The organism is Escherichia sp. 93.0816 (assembly GCF_013368855.2).
GTDB classification, from domain to species: domain Bacteria; phylum Pseudomonadota; class Gammaproteobacteria; order Enterobacterales; family Enterobacteriaceae; genus Escherichia; species Escherichia ruysiae.
On sequence record NZ_JABWNC020000018.1, the window covers coordinates 44748 to 63222 of the forward strand.

The 18475-nt window shown below is 50.9% G+C and carries 13 protein-coding genes and 1 pseudogene; 4 read left to right on the top strand and 10 right to left on the bottom strand.

Annotation, left to right across the window (positions count from 1 at the left end; translation table 11 throughout):
- Positions 1 to 23 precede the first annotated feature (23 nt).
- On the bottom strand, positions 24 to 2126 hold the full coding sequence (gene pqqU / locus HEM79_RS16935; RefSeq protein WP_194313722.1) for a TonB-dependent receptor PqqU: 2103 nt from the start codon (positions 2124 to 2126) through the stop codon (positions 24 to 26).
- Between the two features lie 240 nt (positions 2127 to 2366).
- On the opposite strand from pqqU, the gene yncE reads away from it, so the two are divergent.
- Positions 2367 to 3428, top strand: a complete 1062-nt coding sequence (gene yncE / locus HEM79_RS16940) for a 7-bladed beta-propeller protein YncE (protein ID WP_000550658.1) — start codon at positions 2367 to 2369, stop codon at positions 3426 to 3428.
- Between the two features lie 123 nt (positions 3429 to 3551).
- Here the strand turns inward: yncE and ansP are convergent, their stop codons facing one another.
- Entirely contained in the window at positions 3552 to 5045 is a 1494-nt protein-coding gene (ansP, locus tag HEM79_RS16945; RefSeq protein ID WP_176241058.1) for an L-asparagine permease, read from the bottom strand.
- 292 nt (positions 5046 to 5337) lie between these two features.
- On the opposite strand from ansP, the pseudogene HEM79_RS22710 reads away from it, so the two are divergent.
- Positions 5338 to 5403 (top strand): annotated as a pseudogene (locus HEM79_RS22710) (glutathione S-transferase); the annotation flags it as partial.
- Here HEM79_RS22710 and HEM79_RS16950 read toward each other — a convergent pair.
- Together HEM79_RS16950 and HEM79_RS16955 are read right to left on the bottom strand one after the other, a co-directional pair.
- Positions 5404 to 6453, bottom strand: a complete 1050-nt coding sequence (locus HEM79_RS16950; RefSeq protein ID WP_176241293.1) for a GGDEF domain-containing protein — start codon at positions 6451 to 6453, stop codon at positions 5404 to 5406.
- A gap of 105 nt (positions 6454 to 6558) precedes the next feature.
- On the bottom strand, positions 6559 to 8535 hold the full coding sequence (locus HEM79_RS16955) for an alkyl/aryl-sulfatase (RefSeq protein ID WP_176241059.1): 1977 nt from the start codon (positions 8533 to 8535) through the stop codon (positions 6559 to 6561).
- Positions 8536 to 8846: 311 nt separating this feature from the next.
- On the opposite strand from HEM79_RS16955, the gene pptA reads away from it, so the two are divergent.
- Positions 8847 to 9074, top strand: coding sequence for a tautomerase PptA (gene pptA, locus HEM79_RS16960; RefSeq protein ID WP_001120153.1), 228 nt, complete (start codon positions 8847 to 8849; stop codon positions 9072 to 9074).
- 3 nt (positions 9075 to 9077) lie between these two features.
- On the opposite strand, the gene HEM79_RS16965 is transcribed toward pptA, so the two are convergent.
- Complete coding sequence (locus HEM79_RS16965; protein ID WP_176241060.1) at positions 9078 to 9647, bottom strand: flavin reductase family protein; 570 nt, start codon at positions 9645 to 9647, stop codon at positions 9078 to 9080.
- 174 nt (positions 9648 to 9821) lie between these two features.
- On the opposite strand from HEM79_RS16965, the gene nhoA reads away from it, so the two are divergent.
- Positions 9822 to 10667 carry an N-hydroxyarylamine O-acetyltransferase gene (gene nhoA / locus HEM79_RS16970; RefSeq protein ID WP_176241061.1) on the top strand — a complete coding sequence of 282 codons (846 nt, stop codon included), beginning with the start codon at positions 9822 to 9824 and terminating at the stop codon, positions 10665 to 10667.
- A 123-nt stretch (positions 10668 to 10790) separates the two neighbouring features.
- Here nhoA and HEM79_RS16975 read toward each other — a convergent pair whose 3' ends face one another.
- The 5 genes from HEM79_RS16975 to narZ all read right to left on the bottom strand — a co-directional run bounded on the left by HEM79_RS16975 (position 10791) and on the right by narZ (position 18416).
- A complete protein-coding gene (locus HEM79_RS16975; RefSeq protein ID WP_176241062.1) occupies positions 10791 to 11684 on the bottom strand; it encodes a PhzF family isomerase in 894 nt (297 codons plus the stop codon).
- 78 nt (positions 11685 to 11762) lie between these two features.
- Positions 11763 to 12443: a respiratory nitrate reductase subunit gamma gene (gene narI / locus HEM79_RS16980; RefSeq protein ID WP_000617116.1), complete on the bottom strand. Its 681-nt coding sequence runs from the start codon at positions 12441 to 12443 to the stop codon at positions 11763 to 11765.
- On the bottom strand, positions 12440 to 13135 hold the full coding sequence (gene narW / locus HEM79_RS16985; protein ID WP_176241063.1) for a nitrate reductase molybdenum cofactor assembly chaperone: 696 nt from the start codon (positions 13133 to 13135) through the stop codon (positions 12440 to 12442). Before narW ends, narI begins: the two co-directional genes overlap by 4 nt.
- Positions 13135 to 14679, bottom strand: coding sequence for a nitrate reductase subunit beta (narH, locus tag HEM79_RS16990; protein WP_176241064.1), 1545 nt, complete (start codon positions 14677 to 14679; stop codon positions 13135 to 13137). The genes narW and narH overlap by 1 nt, the downstream gene beginning before the upstream one ends.
- The gene (gene narZ, locus HEM79_RS16995) at positions 14676 to 18416 is read right to left on the bottom strand and encodes a nitrate reductase Z subunit alpha (RefSeq protein ID WP_176241065.1); all 3741 of its coding nucleotides are present in this window, start codon (positions 18414 to 18416) and stop codon (positions 14676 to 14678) included. Before narZ ends, narH begins: the two co-directional genes overlap by 4 nt.
- Positions 18417 to 18475: the final 59 nt, after the last annotated feature.

An 18475-nucleotide genomic window follows, 5' to 3' on the forward strand; every position in this document is an offset into this window, starting at 1 on the left:
ATTCTTGCCGCCACTAATGAATATTATTCAAATCGCCATGCGAGATTTACGCCTACACCATAATTCCGCCCAGGCGCAGGCTCGTAATATCGACCATTGGATTCATTAACAATCACCGAGCCGACATATTCTTTATCGAATAAATTATCGACACGACCAAATAAATCTATTGTCATATTACGATAATTATATTTGTAACCGGTGAACAAACCGACGAGAGTATAAGAGGGCGCTTTTGCTGTATTTTCGTCATCCGCCATGATATCGCCCATATAACGTGCTTCTGTGCCTGCATACCAGCCTTCTTCTGGTACATAACCTAACGATGCAAAGCCCATATTGCGGGCGATCCCGGGCATTCGGTTACCATTACAGTCCTGAGCGTTACAAACATTGCTGCGATAAGTTGCGTCAAGCCACGTCCACGACGCTTTCACACGGAAATCTCCGGCAAAACGCTGATCCCACGCCAGCTCGGCCCCCTGACGACGCGTCTTCCCGGCATTTTTATAAGTGGTACGCCCGCCGCTACTGCTATCAACAACGATTTCATCATCGGTATCGGTCTGGAATAACGCAGCGGTAAGCAGTCCATCGCCGATACGTGTTTTACTGCCGATTTCGATTGTGTCGTTGGTGGACGGTTTTAAACCAAAGTTCATGCCACTTTGCCCGTCGGCACGGTAAGAAAGCTCATTAATGGTTGGTGTTTCAAAACCGCGTCCGGCTGCCAGATAGACGTTCCAGGCATCGGTCATGGCGTATTTCAACGATCCCGCAGGAAGCCATTTGTGATAACTGGCATCACCGCTGTCATCACCGTTACCGGGGGTAACGTAATGATCGTTAGAATCAAACCACACGGAGCTGTAGCGCACGCCAGCATCCAGCGACAGTTTGTCGGTTAGTTGCCACTGGGTTTGTAAATAGGGATCGACGTTCCACATCAGATTGCGTTCGTCGCGACGCAAATCACCTTTTTGTCCGTACTCCGGCACGCCGTTATTAAGGCGGAAGTTATTGTAACCCTTTCGGTTTTCACTCATGTTTTCATAGTTCAGGCCAGTAGTGAAAGTGACCGGAACACCCAGTTCGCCACGATGTGTCCAGCGACTGTCTATACCCTGGTAATGACGTTGCAGGGTAATTACACCGCCTGCGTGTGACGGGTTAAGCTGCGGGGTCATCGGGATCGACTGATACTGGGTCGTTTCCCGTTCGCCTGCGTACATCATCACGCTCATCTCATCCTGCGCGCTAAGGCTGCGCTCGTAGCGTAATCCAGCCTGAGTTTGTTTGATGGTTTTACGCGTGTCGTACTGTTCAGCACGAGGCGCTTGTTGCGGATTCGCTTTCCATTCTGTTTCGGTCAACCCACCAGGGTCATCGGCTTTGATGTCCACACTGTTGAAAATCAGGTTTAACTTACTGGCGTCATCAATGCGTACGCCCAGTCTGGCATTGGCTAAATTTTTCTGTGCGCCGCTATGGTCACGATAGCCGTGAGTTGTAAAACGCGTGGTCGAAACGGTGTAATCAACATCACCAGGTTGGGTGCCGTCGCCCATTGCGCCCGTCGCTTTCAGTCCATAGCGCCAGCTACCATAACTGCCATAGTAACTGCTGGCTTCAATAGTTGGTGGCTGTTCGCCGGTTTGTGTGGTGACGTTCATTACGCCGCCAGACGCATTGCCATACAGGGCAGAGAAGGGGCCTCGTAGCACTTCCACGTTTTGCACACTACTTAAATCGATATTAGACGTTTGCCCTTGTCCGTCAGGCATAGTGGCGGGAATGCCATCAACATACAGGCGAATACCGCGAATACCGTAAGTGGAACGGGAACCAAATCCGCGAATAGACAGTTGTAGATCCTGCGCATAGTTCTGCCGGTTTTGTACCTGCAAACCAGGCACACTGGTCAGTGATTCAGACAAATTGATGCGCGGCGTTGCCAGACGCATCTCCTCGCCATCGACCACGCTTACCGCAGCGGGTGTGTCCAGTTCAGAAACTACCTGCGGCGCGGCGCTAACAATCATGGTTTGTTCATTAGCGGCAAAAGTGGAAGGAGAAAGGATAATCAGTGCGGGCAAAACGGTCTGTCGGACGGAAAAAATCTTCATGAAAAAAGCCAGGTTAAGAATGGGAAAACACCGTCATGGTAATGAATTTGTAAATTTATAGAAAACAAAACGGCACAATACGTTAATCAATTGGGAAAATTGTAGTCGTGGTGACAAGAAATGCTCCACATTTGAGAAAATAATGATTACCATTCCCATTTATAACAAGGGCGTAACGAAGATTATGCTCAACGAAGCATTGTGAAGCAGCTATAAATCGGTTCATCAAAGGGAGTCGTCATGCATTTACGTCATCTGTTTTCATCGCGCCTGCGTGGTTCGCTACTGTTAGGTTCATTGCTCGTTGCTTCATCATTCAGTACGCAGGCAGCGGAAGAAATGCTGCGTAAAGCGGTAGGTAAAGGTGCCTACGAAATGGCTTATAGCCAGCAGGAAAACGCGCTGTGGCTCGCCACATCGCAAAGCCGCAAACTGGACAAAGGCGGTGTGGTTTATCGTCTCGATCCGGTGACTCTGGAAGTCACTCAGGCAATTCATAACGATCTCAAGCCGTTTGGCGCCACTATCAACAACGCGACTCAAACGTTGTGGTTTGGTAACACAGTAAACAGTGCGGTCACGGCAATTGATGCCAAAACGGGCGAAGTGAAAGGGCGTCTGGTGCTGGACGATCGCAAACGTACAGAAGAAGTGCGTCCGCTACAGCCGCGTGAGCTGGTTGCTGATGATGCCACGAACACTGTTTACATCAGCGGTATTGGGAAAGAGAGTGTGATTTGGGTGGTTGATGGCGAGAATATCAAACTGAAAACCGCCATCCAGAACACCGGTAAAATGAGTACCGGTCTGGCGCTGGATAGCAAAGGCAAACGTCTTTACACCACTAACGCTGACGGCGAATTGATTACCATCGATACCGCCGACAATAAAATCCTGAGCCGTAAAAAGCTGCTGGATGATGGCAAAGAGCATTTCTTTATCAACATCAGTCTCGATACTGCCAACCAGCGAGCGTTTATCACTGATTCCAAAGCGGCGGAAGTGTTAGTGGTCGATACTCGTAACGGCAATATTCTGGCGAAGGTAGCGGCACCGGAATCACTGGCTGTGCTGTTTAACCCAGCGCGTAATGAAGCCTACGTGACGCATCGGCAGGCGGGTAAAGTCAGTGTGATTGACGCGAAAAACTACAAAGTAGTGAAAACGTTCGACACGCCGACCCATCCTAACAGCCTGGCGCTTTCTGCCGATGGCAAAACGCTGTATGTCAGCGTGAAGCAAAAATCGACTAAACAGCAAGAAGCCACTCAGCCGGACGATGTGATTCGTATTGCGCTGTAACAGACACGGGGGAGTTTGTCTTTCGTAGGCCGGATGCGGCGCAAGCGCTGCATCCGGCACGAACAAAGAGCACCTCGTCAGCAATATGAATGTGCCCGGCTCGTAGCCGGGCACATTTTGCAATTAACCCGCCGTCTCTGGTTTAAACACAATTTCCTGTTTTTCTTCTTCGACTACCGGCGCAGTGCTGTGAATTTCGGCTACGCGTTTGCGTACACCAAACCAACCCATAACTAGCAGAATACCGATAATCGGCAGCGCCGCGATGGTGTAAGTCCCGTTCGGGTAATCGAACGCCATCAGCACCAGAACACTCAGTAAAAACAGTAATGTCAGCCAGGAAGTGAAGGGCGCGCCAGGCAGTTTAAAACTGACATCCGCTGCTTTACCTTCTTTGATGGCTTTACGCAGACGCATCTGACAAACAATGATAAACGCCCACGAGGCAATAATTCCCAGTGATGCGAAGTTCAGGACAATCTCAAATACGCGCGACGGCACCAGATAATTGAGGAATACGCCGACGACATACACAACCAGCGTCGCCAGAATCCCGGCATACGGCACATGCTGGCGACTCATCTTCGCCATAAAACCCGGCGCAGATCCGCCCATCGCCATCGAACGCAGAATACGCCCGGTGCAGTACAGGCCAGAGTTCAGACTGGAGAGCGCGGCGGTCAGCACCACAATATTCATGATGCTGCCAATGTAAGGCACACCGAGTTTAGAGAAGAAGGTCACAAAAGGACTTTGACCGGCCTGATACGCACTCCACGGCAATAACATAACCAGCAACACCACGGAACCGACATAAAACAGGCCAATACGCCAAATCACGCTGTTAATTGCTTTTGGCACCATAGTCTGCGGATCTTTACATTCTCCGGCGGCAGTTCCGACCATTTCGATGGAGGCAAAAGCAAATACCACGCCCTGAATTAACACCAGCGCAGGCAGCAAACCGTGCGGGAAGAAGCCGCCATTATCGGTAATTAAATGAAAGCCAGTGGTGTTGCCATCCAGCGGCTGACCGCTACCGAGGAACACTGTACCCACGACCAAAAAGGTCACAATGGCGAGCACTTTAATCAGCGCAAACCAGAACTCCATCTCTGCGAACCATTTCACACCAATCATATTCATGGTGCCAACGATGGTCAGCGCAGCGAGCGCAAATACCCATTGCGGCACGCCGCCAAACGCGCCCCAGTAATGCATATACAGTGCGACGGCGGTGATATCGACAATCCCCGTCATCGCCCAGTTTATGAAGTACATCCAGCCGGCAACATAAGCGGCTTTCTCACCCAAAAACTCACGGGCATAAGAGACAAAACTACCACTGGAAGGGCGATGTAATACCAACTCACCCAACGCACGCAAAATAAAAAACGAAAACAGGCCGCAGATTAAATAGACCAGTGCCAGTGCCGGGCCGGCCATTTGCAGTCGGGCACCTGCGCCTAAAAACAAACCTGTCCCAATCGCGCCGCCAATGGCGATCATCTGCACCTGACGATTGCCCATCGCTTTGTGATAACCCTCTTCGTGGGCATTAAGCCAGCGACGTTTCGCGGCGTGTTGATCTGAAGTGTCGGTGTCGTGTTTACTCATTGCTCTCCCTGATTGCTTCGTTGAAAAAGTCTTATAAGTCGCCATGAACAATGTTTATTCATCCTGGCGATGACAGTTATCACCATTATTCTTTATGGGTATAAAACTATCGGCGCAGCATCCTACCTGTTATCGATAAACGATGCAAAATATCCCCTTACAAGTTGAGTGGGGATTAAAAGGATTGCTGAAAAAATGACAAATCTTAGTCCGGGCAGCCCTGTTTACTGACCTACACTTAAGCTTTAACGCTGTGCGGGGGAGATATGATTAAGGTTTATGGGGTTCCACCATGAGTGAACTGATGCTGACTTTGGCTGATATTCCCTATAAGTTTGTTGATGTCAGCGGAATAGAGTTATTTAGCCCACCGATTTCGCCCATTTTCTTTCGCTCGATATAACGCGGCATCGGCATCAGCAACTATTTGTTCAGCCGTTTTTGCAGGAGCAGAACAGGCAATCCCCTGACTAACCGTAACAAATGCACTAACAGCAGATGCCTGATGCGGGATAGCTGCCAGTTTAAGTTCTTGCTTAACTCTGGCTGCTATCGCTTCGGCTTCCTGCAAGCCCGCATCGAAAAGAATAATGGCAAACTCTTCGCCACCATAGCGCGTAACTACATCTTCGGGCTGGCGAATTGCGCGTTGCAGTGCGTCGGCAACTTGTATCAGACAACGATCGCCAGCAGGGTGCCCATAAGTGTCGTTGTAGCGTTTAAAAAAATCGACATCCAGCATAATTAAAACGAACGACGTCTTTTGTTCTACGGCATCGCGTAAAATACTATCCAACGCTCGTCGGTTTGCCACTCCAGTTAGAGGATCGCGATGAGCTAATGCATCGAGGCGATGAATCAACTGGTTGTTGTACTTATTTTGTTGCCATGCTTCTTCAAACCAACGCAACAAAATAAACCGTCCGCCATAGAGAGCCAGTGAAAAAATGCTCCAGATAACAGCAAAATGAATATTCACATGCTGATTGAGCACAAGACTGGCTAACGGGATGGTAAACCATAAGGGAATGATAAATGCGAGGAGTGATGGGGTGTGGAAATATAGCGCAACAACGGCGCTAAGCATTAGTAATACACACAGTGGATATGAAAAAGGCAGCGTCCAGTGTGCAATAAAATAAAAACAACACCATGACCATAGTAGGCTTAGAATAACCAATAACTGCTGAATATACTGTACTTTGTTGCGTGGGCTAACTAATAAAAGACCACTGATTAGCAGAATACCTAATGATGAAATATCAATAGTGTGTACAATATTTTTCTCATTAAACCATGGAGTCGTGCCTTCATTAAACAAAACCCCTCGAAGCAAAACCAACGATGCAAAACTGATGTTAATCAATGCAAACCACGGCAGGCTAATCGCCATACCGCGAATAACCATATTCTGGCGATTTTTCCATGAATAATGAGGGTGTTTTCTTTTGTCAGAATTCATTTTTGTTTATAACCCAAAAAGGGCAGGGAACCTGCCCGACTTACACGAAAATTATGGCGTTACAATATTGAACCAGAATTCAAAGTTATCCATATACCCTAACAGTTCGTTGAGTTTTTCCGCATTTCCAGTGATTTTTACTTCGCCCTTATCCGTGGCTTCTTTTAATGTCTCTTCCTTCAGGATGATTTTATTCAAGACATCGCGGGAGAGGGTGATAGTCGCATCGGCGTCAGAGGCTTGCGTATCAGCAGTGTGATTGAGTACACCGTTTTCCAGTTCCACCTTATAAGTGCCGCCATCTTCACCGAAATCAAAATTCAATACTGCTTTAGCGTCTGCCGCTTTCTCGCCATTTATATGCACAGCAAGATAATCAAAAAACATTTCCGGCGTCATGGCACGAACGGTGTCAGGACTGGCTGTATTTGGCGTAGGCAGTTTTTGCACACCATTGCGTAATTCCTGTGCGCCAGTGAGATAAAAATTACGCCACGGCCCGGATTCGGCCTGGTAGCCTAACTGTTCAAGCGCATCGGCTTCCAGATTCCTTGCTGCCTGGTTGTTTGGATCGGCAAACACTACCTTACTGACAACCTGGGCAACCCAGCGGAAATTTCCCTGGTCATAATCCTGTTTGGCTTTTTGTAAAATGGCATCAGCACCGCCCATATATTCCACGAATTTTTTAGCGGCGTCTTCTGGTGGCAGTTCATCGAGAGTCGCAGGATTACCATCAAACCAGCCGAGATAAAGCACATAAGTTGCTTTCACATCATGGCTCACTGAACCGTAATAACCGCGATTCGCCCAGGTGTTAGCAAGTGAAGAGGGCAATTTGAAGTTTGCGGCAATTTCATCACGAGTCAGCCCCTGATTCGCCATGCGTAGCGTTTGATCGTTGATATAACGGTACAAATCGCGTTGGCTTTTTAGCAGTTTGACAACGTTATCGTTACCCCAGGTTGGCCAGTGATGCTGGGCGAGAATAATCTCCGCTTTATCGCCCCACAGATTGAGTGCTTCGTTGATGTATTTAGACCACGGAAGAGGTTGACGAATTTTGGCACCACGCAGCGAATAGGTGTTGTGGAGGGTGTGCGTGACATCTTCTGCGGTTTCGATCAGTTTCTTTTCTTCAATAAACCACAGCATTTCGGAAGGTGCTTCGGAACCGGGTGCCATCAGAAAATCATAGGTCAGCCCGTCGATAGTCTCTTTTTGTCCGGTTTTGGTGATGTAGTTGGTAGGGGCAATCAATGTAACCGTTCCGGCTGAGGTCGTTGTTCCCAGCCCAGCGCCGACCTGACCTTTAGCATCAGGTTTCAACAAGTTACCGTACATATAACTGGCTCGTCGGCTCATTACATTGCCAGCCATAATATTTTCTGAAACAGCCTCTTCTAAAAATCCGGCTGGCGCATAAATTTTTGTTTTTCCTGATTTAACGTCAGCTTCATCAACTACACCGCGAACGCCGCCGTAGTGATCGACATGACTGTGCGTGTAGATAACCGCCACCACTGGTTTTTGACCGCGATTTTTATAATAAAGATCCATGCCAACTTTAGCTGTTTCTGCTGAAACCAGTGGATCAACAACGGTAATACCTTCTTTACCTTCAATGATGGTCATATTTGATAAATCGAGATTGCGAATCTGATAGACGCCTTCAGTCACTTCAAATAAGCCGCTGATATTTATCAGTTGCGCCTGACGCCATAAACTTGGATTGACAGTATCAGGTGCTTTATCGCCTTCTTTGATAAAAGAATATTGCTGTGGGTTCCAGATAACATTCCCTTGTTCACCCTTAATCACTTCCTGAGGTAAAGGAGCAATAAAACCTTTATGAGCATCAGCAAAATCGCTGTTATCGGAAAACGGCAATTGACTATAAAGTGCGTTATTCGCTTGTTGGGTGGCAGCGGAGGCCTCTTTGGGCGCTTCTGCTGCGATGAGAGGAAGTGAACATGTTGTGAATAATCCCATGACTAGCAGACTTTTAGCAATATGGTTAAGCTGCATCGCAAGTGTCTCCAGAAGGACTTTATAAAAGAAAGGATATTACGAGTGAAAATTATGATTGAGGGCAAGAATAACTATAATTGGCATTAATAAATCAGCAAGCTGGATGTCGTGAATTTTCTTAATATGATAAGAAATAAAGAATAGATTCTGTATGTTACAGGACGGGTGCGTATTGGCGCGGAAGCTAATAGTATATGTACGTTATTAAAGTGACGGCGTATATATCGCACATCATTTCGCATCAAATAACACATGACGTTTTCGGCTTGTGCTAATTTTGCTGGCAGTCTTTAAAAAGGAGCACAACAATGCCACACATAGACATTAAATGTTTTCCCCGTGAACTGGATGAACAACAAAAAACGGCACTGGCGGCGGAGATTACCGACGTCATTATTCGCCATCTGAACAGTAAAGAGAGTTCGATAAGCATTGCACTACAACAGATACAACCGGAATCATGGCAAGCGGTCTGGGACGCCGAGATCGCGCCCCAAATGGAGACGTTGATAAAGAAACCCGGTTACAGCATGTAATGCTTAACCTGCCGTAACACGCTTGCCGCTGGTAACAAAGGTGCCAGCGCCTAAATGATGTAGCGTATTGAGTTTATCTCCATCAAACTGCCAGCGGCCTTCGACAAAAACACGAGCGTCTGCCGCTGCTGATACCACTTCGCCAAACAGCGTGTCGTATTTTTCTTGCGCAGAAGTCGCGGGAAGCAAGCGGCATTCCATCCATGCCAGACATTTCTCTTCGACCACCGGCAAGCCAAGCACCGGACCTTTCACAACCGGAATGCCATAACAGTTAAACTTATCTTCATCACGCCCAGAAATGCTGCCCACTGCCCACGTCCAGTTTGTTGCTGCGACTCCTGGGATCACAATGCCAAACATGCCACTACGTTCAATCAACTCCCGTGACCATGTCGATTTATCAACCACAATTGCCACGCGTGGTGGTTCGAACTCTACGGGCATCGACCAGGCCGCAGCCATAATGTTACGTCGCTGGGATTGCTCATCGAAACTGGTGATCAAGACGGTAGGGCCGTGGTTTAACAGACGGCTGGCATGATGCAATTCAACGGGAATAAATTGGCTCACGGTATCGCCTCGCTAAGAAGGTTGTTTTAAAAGCGTAGCTCGTAACGCAATAAGTAACGAAATTAACGGGATTGGCGATTTGCGAACGTGATGCTTGTCCGCGATCGCACAAAATAGCCGGTGTGGCGTCCATTCCAGGTTATAAGTTGAGAAAACCACTAAGGGAAACGCCTGATGACGCCCATTCTGAATCACTATTTTGCCCGTATTCGCTGGACGGGTGCTGCTGCGGTCAATATCGATACGCTACGAGCATTACACCTGAAACACAATTGCACTATTCCATTTGAAAATCTCGACGTTTTGCTGCCGAGAGAAATCCAGCTTGATGATCAATCGCTGGAAGAGAAACTGGTGACTGCGCGACGTGGAGGTTACTGTTTTGAGCAGAATGGTGTGTTTGAGCGGGTGTTACGCGAGCTGGGATTTAACGTTCGCAGTTTGTTAGGTCGCGTAGTGTTATCTAACCCACCATCGTTGCCGCCGCGCACGCATCGTCTGTTGTTAGTGGAACTGGAAGGTGAACAATGGATTGCCGACGTCGGTTTTGGTGGTCAGACGCTGACCGCGCCAATCCGTTTAGTGCCGGATATCGCGCAAACCACGCCACACGGAGAGTATCGGTTGTTGCAGGAGGGTGATAGCTGGGTTTTGCAGTTTAATCATCATCAGCACTGGCAGTCGATGTATCGTTTTGATCTCTGCGAGCAGCAACAAAGTGATTATGTGATGGGCAATTTCTGGTCGGCGCACTGGCCGCAGTCGCATTTTCGCCATCATCTGTTGATGTGCCGCCATTTGCCGGACGGTGGCAAGCTGACGCTGACCAATTTCCATTTCACCCATTATGAAAATGGGCACGCGGTGGATCAGCGGAATCTGCCAGATGTGGCGTCGTTATATGCCGTGATGCAGGAACAATTTGGGCTGGGCGTGGATGATGCGAAACATGGGTTTACCGTGGATGAACTGGCACTGGTGATGGCGGCGTTTGATACGCATCCGGAGGCAGGGAAATAGTTTGTGCCGGAGGCGGCGCAAACGCCTTGCCTGGTCTAAATTGGCTAACAAATTCAATAAATTAAGATGCGCTTGCAGGCCAGATAAGCGAAGCGCATCAGGCAATTGGGACCGGCAACGGTTTCAGAGATCAATTGCCCATTCGGCATGAAACAAAATCACCGCCGCGCCAGAAATGGTGACTTTCTCCGGTTGGTTATCACGAATTGTCACCGTCACTTCAATCACGCCGTCACGCCCTAATGCGCGCCCCTGATGGCCTTTAACACGCAACACGTTGCCATCGTGGGGCAATACGTTGTGATGTACTAACCATGCACCCATCGGGCCATTGGCATTGCCAGTCACCGGATCTTCCACAATACCAATCGCAGGCGAGAACATGCGACCATCGGTTTCGTTTTTGCCTGGGCGGATCTGGAAAGGGAAGAAACCATTGCAGCCAATCTGTTTGCTGATAGCGGTCAGCGCAGCAAGATCAGGCGAAAGGGCATCGATATCCACTTCTGGTTTCAACGGGATCATCACTTTTGAGTGTCCTGTTGTTGCCACCTGAATTGGCAAGCCTGGCAGAATATCGTCCTCAGTGAGATGAAGCGCGTTGATAATCGCTGCACGTGTTTCACCTTCCAGCGGTGGCTCAAAGCCCGGCGTACCTTGTTCCAGCGAAATACGATAATCATCGTTATGCTTTTCGATAGTCACGCGGTGTTTTCCTGCCAGCGATGTTTGCCAGACCGTGCAATTTCCTAAACCTAACACCTTTGCACGTACATAGTGCGCAGCTACTGTCGCGTGACCACAAATCGGAACTTCAACCGTTGGCGTAAAGTAGCGGATGCGCACATCGCTGTCGTCGCTGTGCAGCAGAAAAGCAGTTTCCGAATGACCTAATTCGCGGGCGATAAGCTGCATTTGCGCTTCGCTAAGATTATCGGCGGGGAAAACAACACCGGCAGAATTGCCGCGAAATGGTTGAGAGGTAAAAGCATCGACGTGGTAAACCTGCGGTTTCATTAATGTTCTCCTGTGGCTGGAGAACTATCATAGCCTGCAAGTGGCCGGAGAGCGAAGAGCTATCCGGCCAGGGTGAAATTATCGCCGCGAACGTACAATCTGATACCGACGGGTAAAGTACTCAAACGGCGCGCTCCACACATGCACCAGTCTAGTGAACGGGAAGAGCAGGAAGATGGTCATTCCCAACACCAGATGCAGGCGGAAGACGAACGCTACGCCGTTGAGCATTTCTGACGATCCGCCACGGAAAGTGACAATGCTTTGCGCCCAACCCACCAGCTTCATCATTTCGCTACCATCAGGATACTGTGCTGAAAACGGTATGGTACTTAGCCCCAACAGACACTGGACCAGCAAAATGCTCATGATGATGATATCCGGCGTAGTGGAAGTGGCACGCACGCGCTGATTTGTCAGCCTGCGCCACAGCAGTCCTGCGCCACCAATCAACGTCAACACACCGCAAATGCCTCCGAGCACCATCGCCATTAGTTGTTTCGCTGCCACTGGCAAAAACCACGCGTACATCCAGTGCGGCGTTAACATGCCGAACAGGTGCCCGAAGAAAATCCCCAAAATGCCAATATGGAACAGATTCGACCATATCACCATCCCGCGTTTATCGAGCATTTGACTTGAGGAGGCGCGCCAGGTGTACTGCCCGTAGTCGTAGCGCAGCCAGCTGCCGAGGAAAAACACCGTCGCACAAATGTACGGGTAGATATCGTAAAAAAAGACGTTCAGATACTGAATCATTTCCCACCTCCCGCACTGATGTCGACATACTGCGGCGCGACATCCTGGCTAAAGCGTCGCTGATATTGATTAAGCGGCGAGCTGTCACACGCCGTGGCGTTATCTTCAATGAACTTCACCTGTTCTTCTTCCCACACCGCATCCAGCGCCTGGCGGGTGTCGTCACGCTCTTCACTGCGAATCTGTTTTGTGACGCTGTCACTTGATAGAGGGCTTTCTGCCAGTTGCAACAGGGCGTCAAATAACGCGTACCACGGTGCCTCGCGTTGTTTTAAGCGTCCGCCAAGCAGGGCGAGGATCGGCGCAACGTTGAGTAATCCTTCTTTCGCCTGATCGTCCGGAAGTACGCTTAAATACTCCAGATACAGCGGTAGATAATCGGGCAGTTCCCTACAATTCAGTTGCAGACCGACCTTTTCATACTCCGCCAGCAGGTCCACCATTGCCTGGCCGCGATCGCGGGACTCGGCATGAACATGTTCAAACAGCAGCAGCGACGTGGTGCGCCCGCGGTCAAACACTTCACACCATTCGGCCTGTTTATCCAGCAGCGGCGCGTTGAGCAGGTCGAGTGCAAAATCGGTGAGCATCGGCGCGTCGCGGCGGATAAGCGCCAGCGCGTCCTCCTTGCATTCCCACAACAGCTCGTTCGGATACTCCATCAACAGGCCGATCACTTTGAGGATCTGCATTATTCGCCCTCCGCTTTGTCGCGCACTTCGGTGATGTTGATGGCATCGATACGGCTACTGTTGAACAGGTTGAATTTGCTGTCCGAGCCGTGACAACCGTCGCCAAAGGTAAAACCGCAGCCGTTGCGTTCTGCGAAGGCATCGCCCGCCATTTCCCGATGGCTGGTCGGGATGACAAAACGATCTTCATAGTTGGCAATGGCGAGATAGCGATACATCTCTTCGACCTGGGCGACGCTCAGGCCTACTTCGTCGATGGCACGGGTATCAGTAACGCTTTCCACGGTTTGTGAACGCATATAGTGGCGCATCGCCATCATCCGTTTCAGCGCCCGCAGTACCGGACCGGTATCGCCGGCACTCAACATATTGGCGAGATATTGCACCGGAATACGCAGGCTTTCGATGGCGGGCAGCACGCCTTCGCTTTTGGGCAGTCCGCCCGCGTCGGCGTAAGACTGAATCGGCGACAGCGGCGGCACGTACCAGACCATCGGCAGGGTGCGATATTCCGGGTGCAGTGGTAGCGCCAGTTTCCAGTCCATCGCCATTTTGTAAACAGGCGAACGCTGAGCTGCCTCAATCACGTTTTGCGGGATACCTTGTTTCAGGGCTTCTTCGATCACTGATGGATCGTGCGGATCGAGGAACACTTCGCACTGGCGTTCATAGAGATCAACTTCGCGCTCGGTGCTCGCCGCCTCCTCGATGCGGTCGGCGTCGTAGAGCAGTACACCAAGATAACGAATGCGACCCACGCAGGTTTCGGAGCAGACCGTTGGCTGACCAGACTCAATTCGCGGATAACAGAAGATGCATTTTTCTGACTTGCCGCTTTTCCAGTTGAAGTAGATTTTTTTGTATGGACAACCGCTAATGCACAAGCGCCAGCCACGACATTTATCCTGATCGATCAGCACAATGCCGTCTTCTTCGCGTTTGTAGATAGCGCCGCTGGGGCAGGTCGCCACGCAGCTAGGGTTAAGACAGTGTTCGCACAGGCGCGGCAGGTACATCATGAAGGTGTTTTCAAACTGACCGTACATCTCCTTTTGCATGGCTTCGAAGTTGCGGTCGCGGGCGCGTTTTTCAAACTCGCCGCCCAGCAATTCTTCCCAGTTTGGCCCCCAGATCACTTTGTCCATCCGTTTGCCGTCAATCAGCGAACGTGGGCGGGCGGTGGGAATGTGTTTACCTTCCGGCGCGCTATGCAAATGTTCGTAGTCGAAGGTGAAAGGTTCGTAGTAGTCGTCAATCTGCGGTATCACCGGGTTGGCGAAGATTTTGGTTATTACGCCCATCTTGCTGCCCAGGCGCGGGCGGATCTTGCCATTCACATCACGCACCCAGCCGCCTTGCCACTCTTCCTGATCTTCCCAGTTTTTCGGATAACCAATGCCCGGTTTGGTTTCGACGTTGTTAAACCATGCGTACTCCATGCCTTCGCGCCCGGTCCAGACGTTTTTACAGGTCACAGAACAGGTGTGGCAGCCGATACATTTATCGAGGTTAAGCACCATGCCGACTTGCGAACGTATCTTCATTTTTTCGCCTCCTGTACCTGATCGCGACCTTCATCGTCCAGCCAGTTAACGTTTTTCATCTTGCGGATCATGATGAATTCATCGCGGTTCGAGCCGACGGTGCCGTAGTAGTTAAAGCCCCAGGCCAGTTGCGCGTAACCGCCAATCATATGCGTCGGCTTCGGGCAAACGCGGGTGACTGAGTTGTGAATACCGCCGCGCATTCCGGTCACTTCCGAGCCGGGGATATTCATAATGCGTTCCTGGGCGTGATACATCATGGTCATACCCGGCGGCACTCGCTGACTGACTACCGCACGAGCCGTCAGCGCACCGTTGGCGTTAAACACTTCCACCCAGTCGTTATCAACAATGGTCAGTTCGCGGGCATCGGTTTCGCTGATCCAGACAATCGGCCCGCCGCGCGAGAGCGTCAGCATTAGCAGGTTTTCACTGTAGGTAGAGTGAATGCCCCATTTCTGGTGCGGCGTCAGGAAGTTAAGTGCTTTTTCCGGGAAGCCATTTGGCGGGATCTGGCGCATTTCACTGACACTGCGGGTGTCGATAGGTGGACGATAAGCCACCAGGCTTTCACCAAAGGCACGCATCCAGGGATGATCCTGATAGAGCTGCTGGCGCCCAGACAGCGTGCGCCACGGAATTAACTCGTGAACATTGGTGTATCCCGCGTTATAGGAGACGTGATCGCTTTCCAGACCGGACCAGGTGGGGCTGGAGATGATTTTACGCGGCTGCGCCTGAATATCGCGAAAGCGAATCTTCTCGTCCTCTTTGTGCAGCGCCAGATGAGTATGTTCGCGCCCGGTGATCTCGCCCAGCGCCTGCCAGGCTTTTACCGCCACATGGCCGTTGGTTTCTGGTGCCAGCGCCAGAATGACCTCTGATGCATCAATGGCGGTGTCAATCAGCGGACGCCCCTGAGCCGGGCCATCGCGTTTGGTGTAATTGAGTTTGCCGAGGAAATCGATTTCATCCTGGGTATTCCACGAAATCCCTTTACCGCCGTTGCCAAGTTTGTCCATCAACGGCCCCAGCGAGGTAAAACGTTCATAGGTAGCAGGGTAGTCGCGCTCCACCGCCACAATATTCGGCGCGGTTTTACCAGGGATCAGGTCGCATTCGCCTTTGCGCCAGTCGAGCACTTCACACGGCTGGGAGAGTTCTGCCGGAGAGTCGTGTAATAACGGTTGCAGTACAATATCTGTTTCTTTGCCAAGATGCCCCACGCAGACTTGCGAGAATGCTTTGGCGATACCTTTGTAGATTTCCCAGTCGCTGCGTGACTCCCACGCCGGATCGACCGCCGCTGAAAGTGGATGAATAAACGGATGCATATCCGAGGTATTCATATCGTCTTTTTCGTACCAGGTCGCGGTAGGCAGGACGATATCGGAGAATAAACAGGTGCTGGACATGCGGAAGTCAAGCGTCACCAGCAGGTCGAGCTTGCCCTCTATCGCGGCGGTTTGCCACTCAACTTCTTCCGGTTGAATTCCCTCCGTCAGCCCAAGTTCTTCCCCCTGAATACCGCTTTCCGTACCCAGCAGATATTTCTGCATATACTCATGGCCTTTGCCGGAGGAGCCAAGCAGGTTAGAACGCCAGACAAACAGGTTACGCGGATGATTGCTGCCGTTATCCGGCTGCTCGCAGGCCATACGCAAATCGCCCGATTTCAGCGCCTGAGCGGTAAATTCGGCGGGTGACAATCCGGCCTTGTCGGCTTCGGCTTTCAGGGAGAGCGGGTTACGCCCCAACTGCGGCGCAGAAGGTAGCCAGCCCATGCGTTCGGCGCGAACGTTGAAATCAATCAGATGACCGCTGTATTTACTGGCATCGGCAAGCGGTGAGAGCAATTCCTGAGCGGTGACTTTTTCATAGCGCCACTGGCTTGAGTGATTGTAAAAAAATGAGGTGCTGTTCATCTGGCGCGGTGGGCGGTTCCAGTCAAGCGCAAAGGCCAGTGGTAACCAACCGGTTTGCGGACGCAGTTTTTCCTGACCGACATAGTGCGCCCAGCCGCCACCGCTTTGCCCGACACAACCGCAGAAGATCAGCATATTGATCATCCCACGGTAGTTCATATCCATGTGATACCAGTGGTTAACACCAGCACCGAGGATAATCATCGAACGTCCGTGGGTTTTATGGGCAGTATCGGCAAATTCACGGGCGATGGTTTCAATATACTGACGCGGCACGCCGGTAATTTGCTCGCCCCAGGCCGGCGTGTAGGCTTTGATTTCAGCGTAATCCTTCGCGCTGTTTTCGTCTTCCAGCCCGCGATCAAGACCGTAATTTGCCAGCACCAGATCATAAACGCTGACCACCGGACAGGTACTGCCATCGGCGAGCGTCAGATTTTTCACCGGAAGCTGGCGTACCAGAATCGGATCGTGTTTTACGCTGCGAAAATGCGGGTTTTCAATGCCGCCAAAGTAGGGGAAGGCCACGCCTGCAACGTCGTCGTGTTGACCGAGCAGGGTTAACGACAACTCTGTTTCTGAACCTGCGGCAATGGATTCCAGATTCCATTTGCCTTTTTCTCCCCAGCGAAAACCAATCGAACCGTTCGGCACCACCAGTTCCCCAGCGGTATTAACTGCCACGGTTTTCCACTGCGGATTGTTGCTTTCACCCAGTCCATCCACCAGGTCAGACGCGCGGATCATGCGTCCAGGCACGTAGCTGCCATCGTCGCGCGGTTCCAGCATTACCAGCATCGACATATCACTGTAGCGGCGGCAGTAGTTGATAAAGTAGTCGCTGGGGTTATCGAGGTGAAACTCTTTTAAAATCACATGTCCCATCGCCATTGCCAGTGCGCTATCGGTGCCTTGCTTTGGCGCCAGCCACTGGTCGCACAGTTTTGCTACTTCCGAGTAGTCCGGGGTAATAGCGATAGTTTTGGTGCCTTTGTAACGTACTTCGGTAAAGAAGTGGGCGTCTGGCGTGCGCGTCTGCGGTACGTTAGAACCCCAGGCAATGATGTAGCTGGAGTTATACCAGTCGGCGGATTCCGGCACGTCGGTTTGCTCGCCCCAGGTCATCGGCGAGGCGGGCGGCAGGTCACAATACCAGTCATAGAAACTTAAACAGGTGCCGCCGAGTAGCGACAGGTAGCGCGTTCCGGCGGCGTAAGAGACCATCGACATCGCCGGGATCGGCGAGAAACCGGCAACGCGATCCGGGCCGTAGGTTTTGATGGTCCAGACGTTAGCGGCGGCAATCAGTTGATTCAGTTCCTGCCAGTTGGAGCGGATAAAGCCACCGCGCCCGCGTATCTGCTTGTAGCTCAGGCACTTTTGCGGGTCATTCATAATCGATGCCCACGCCAGTACCGGATCGCTGTGTTGTTTAAGTGCTTCGCGCCACAGTTCAATCAGCCGTTTACGAATTAGCGGGTATTTCAGGCGGTTGGCGCTGTAGAGATACCAGGAGTAACTTGCGCCACGCGGGCAGCCGCGAGGTTCATGATTGGGCAGGTCAGGGCGAGTGCGCGGGTAGTCGGTCTGTTGGATTTCCCAGGTCACCAGACCGTTTTTAACGTAGATTTTCCAGCTACAGGAGCCGGTACAGTTAACGCCGTGGGTGGAACGCACGATTTTGTCGAACTGCCAACGCTGGCGATAGCTGTCCTCCCAGTCGCGGTTGCTATGCATCACCTGTCCGTGACCATCGGCAAAGGTTTCGCCCTTTTGTTTGAAGTAGCGAAAGCGATCCAAAAGTTTACTCATGACATGACTCCTGCTCCAGGAATGATTTGGGATCTGATGCCAAACGCCTTCTCCGGCCT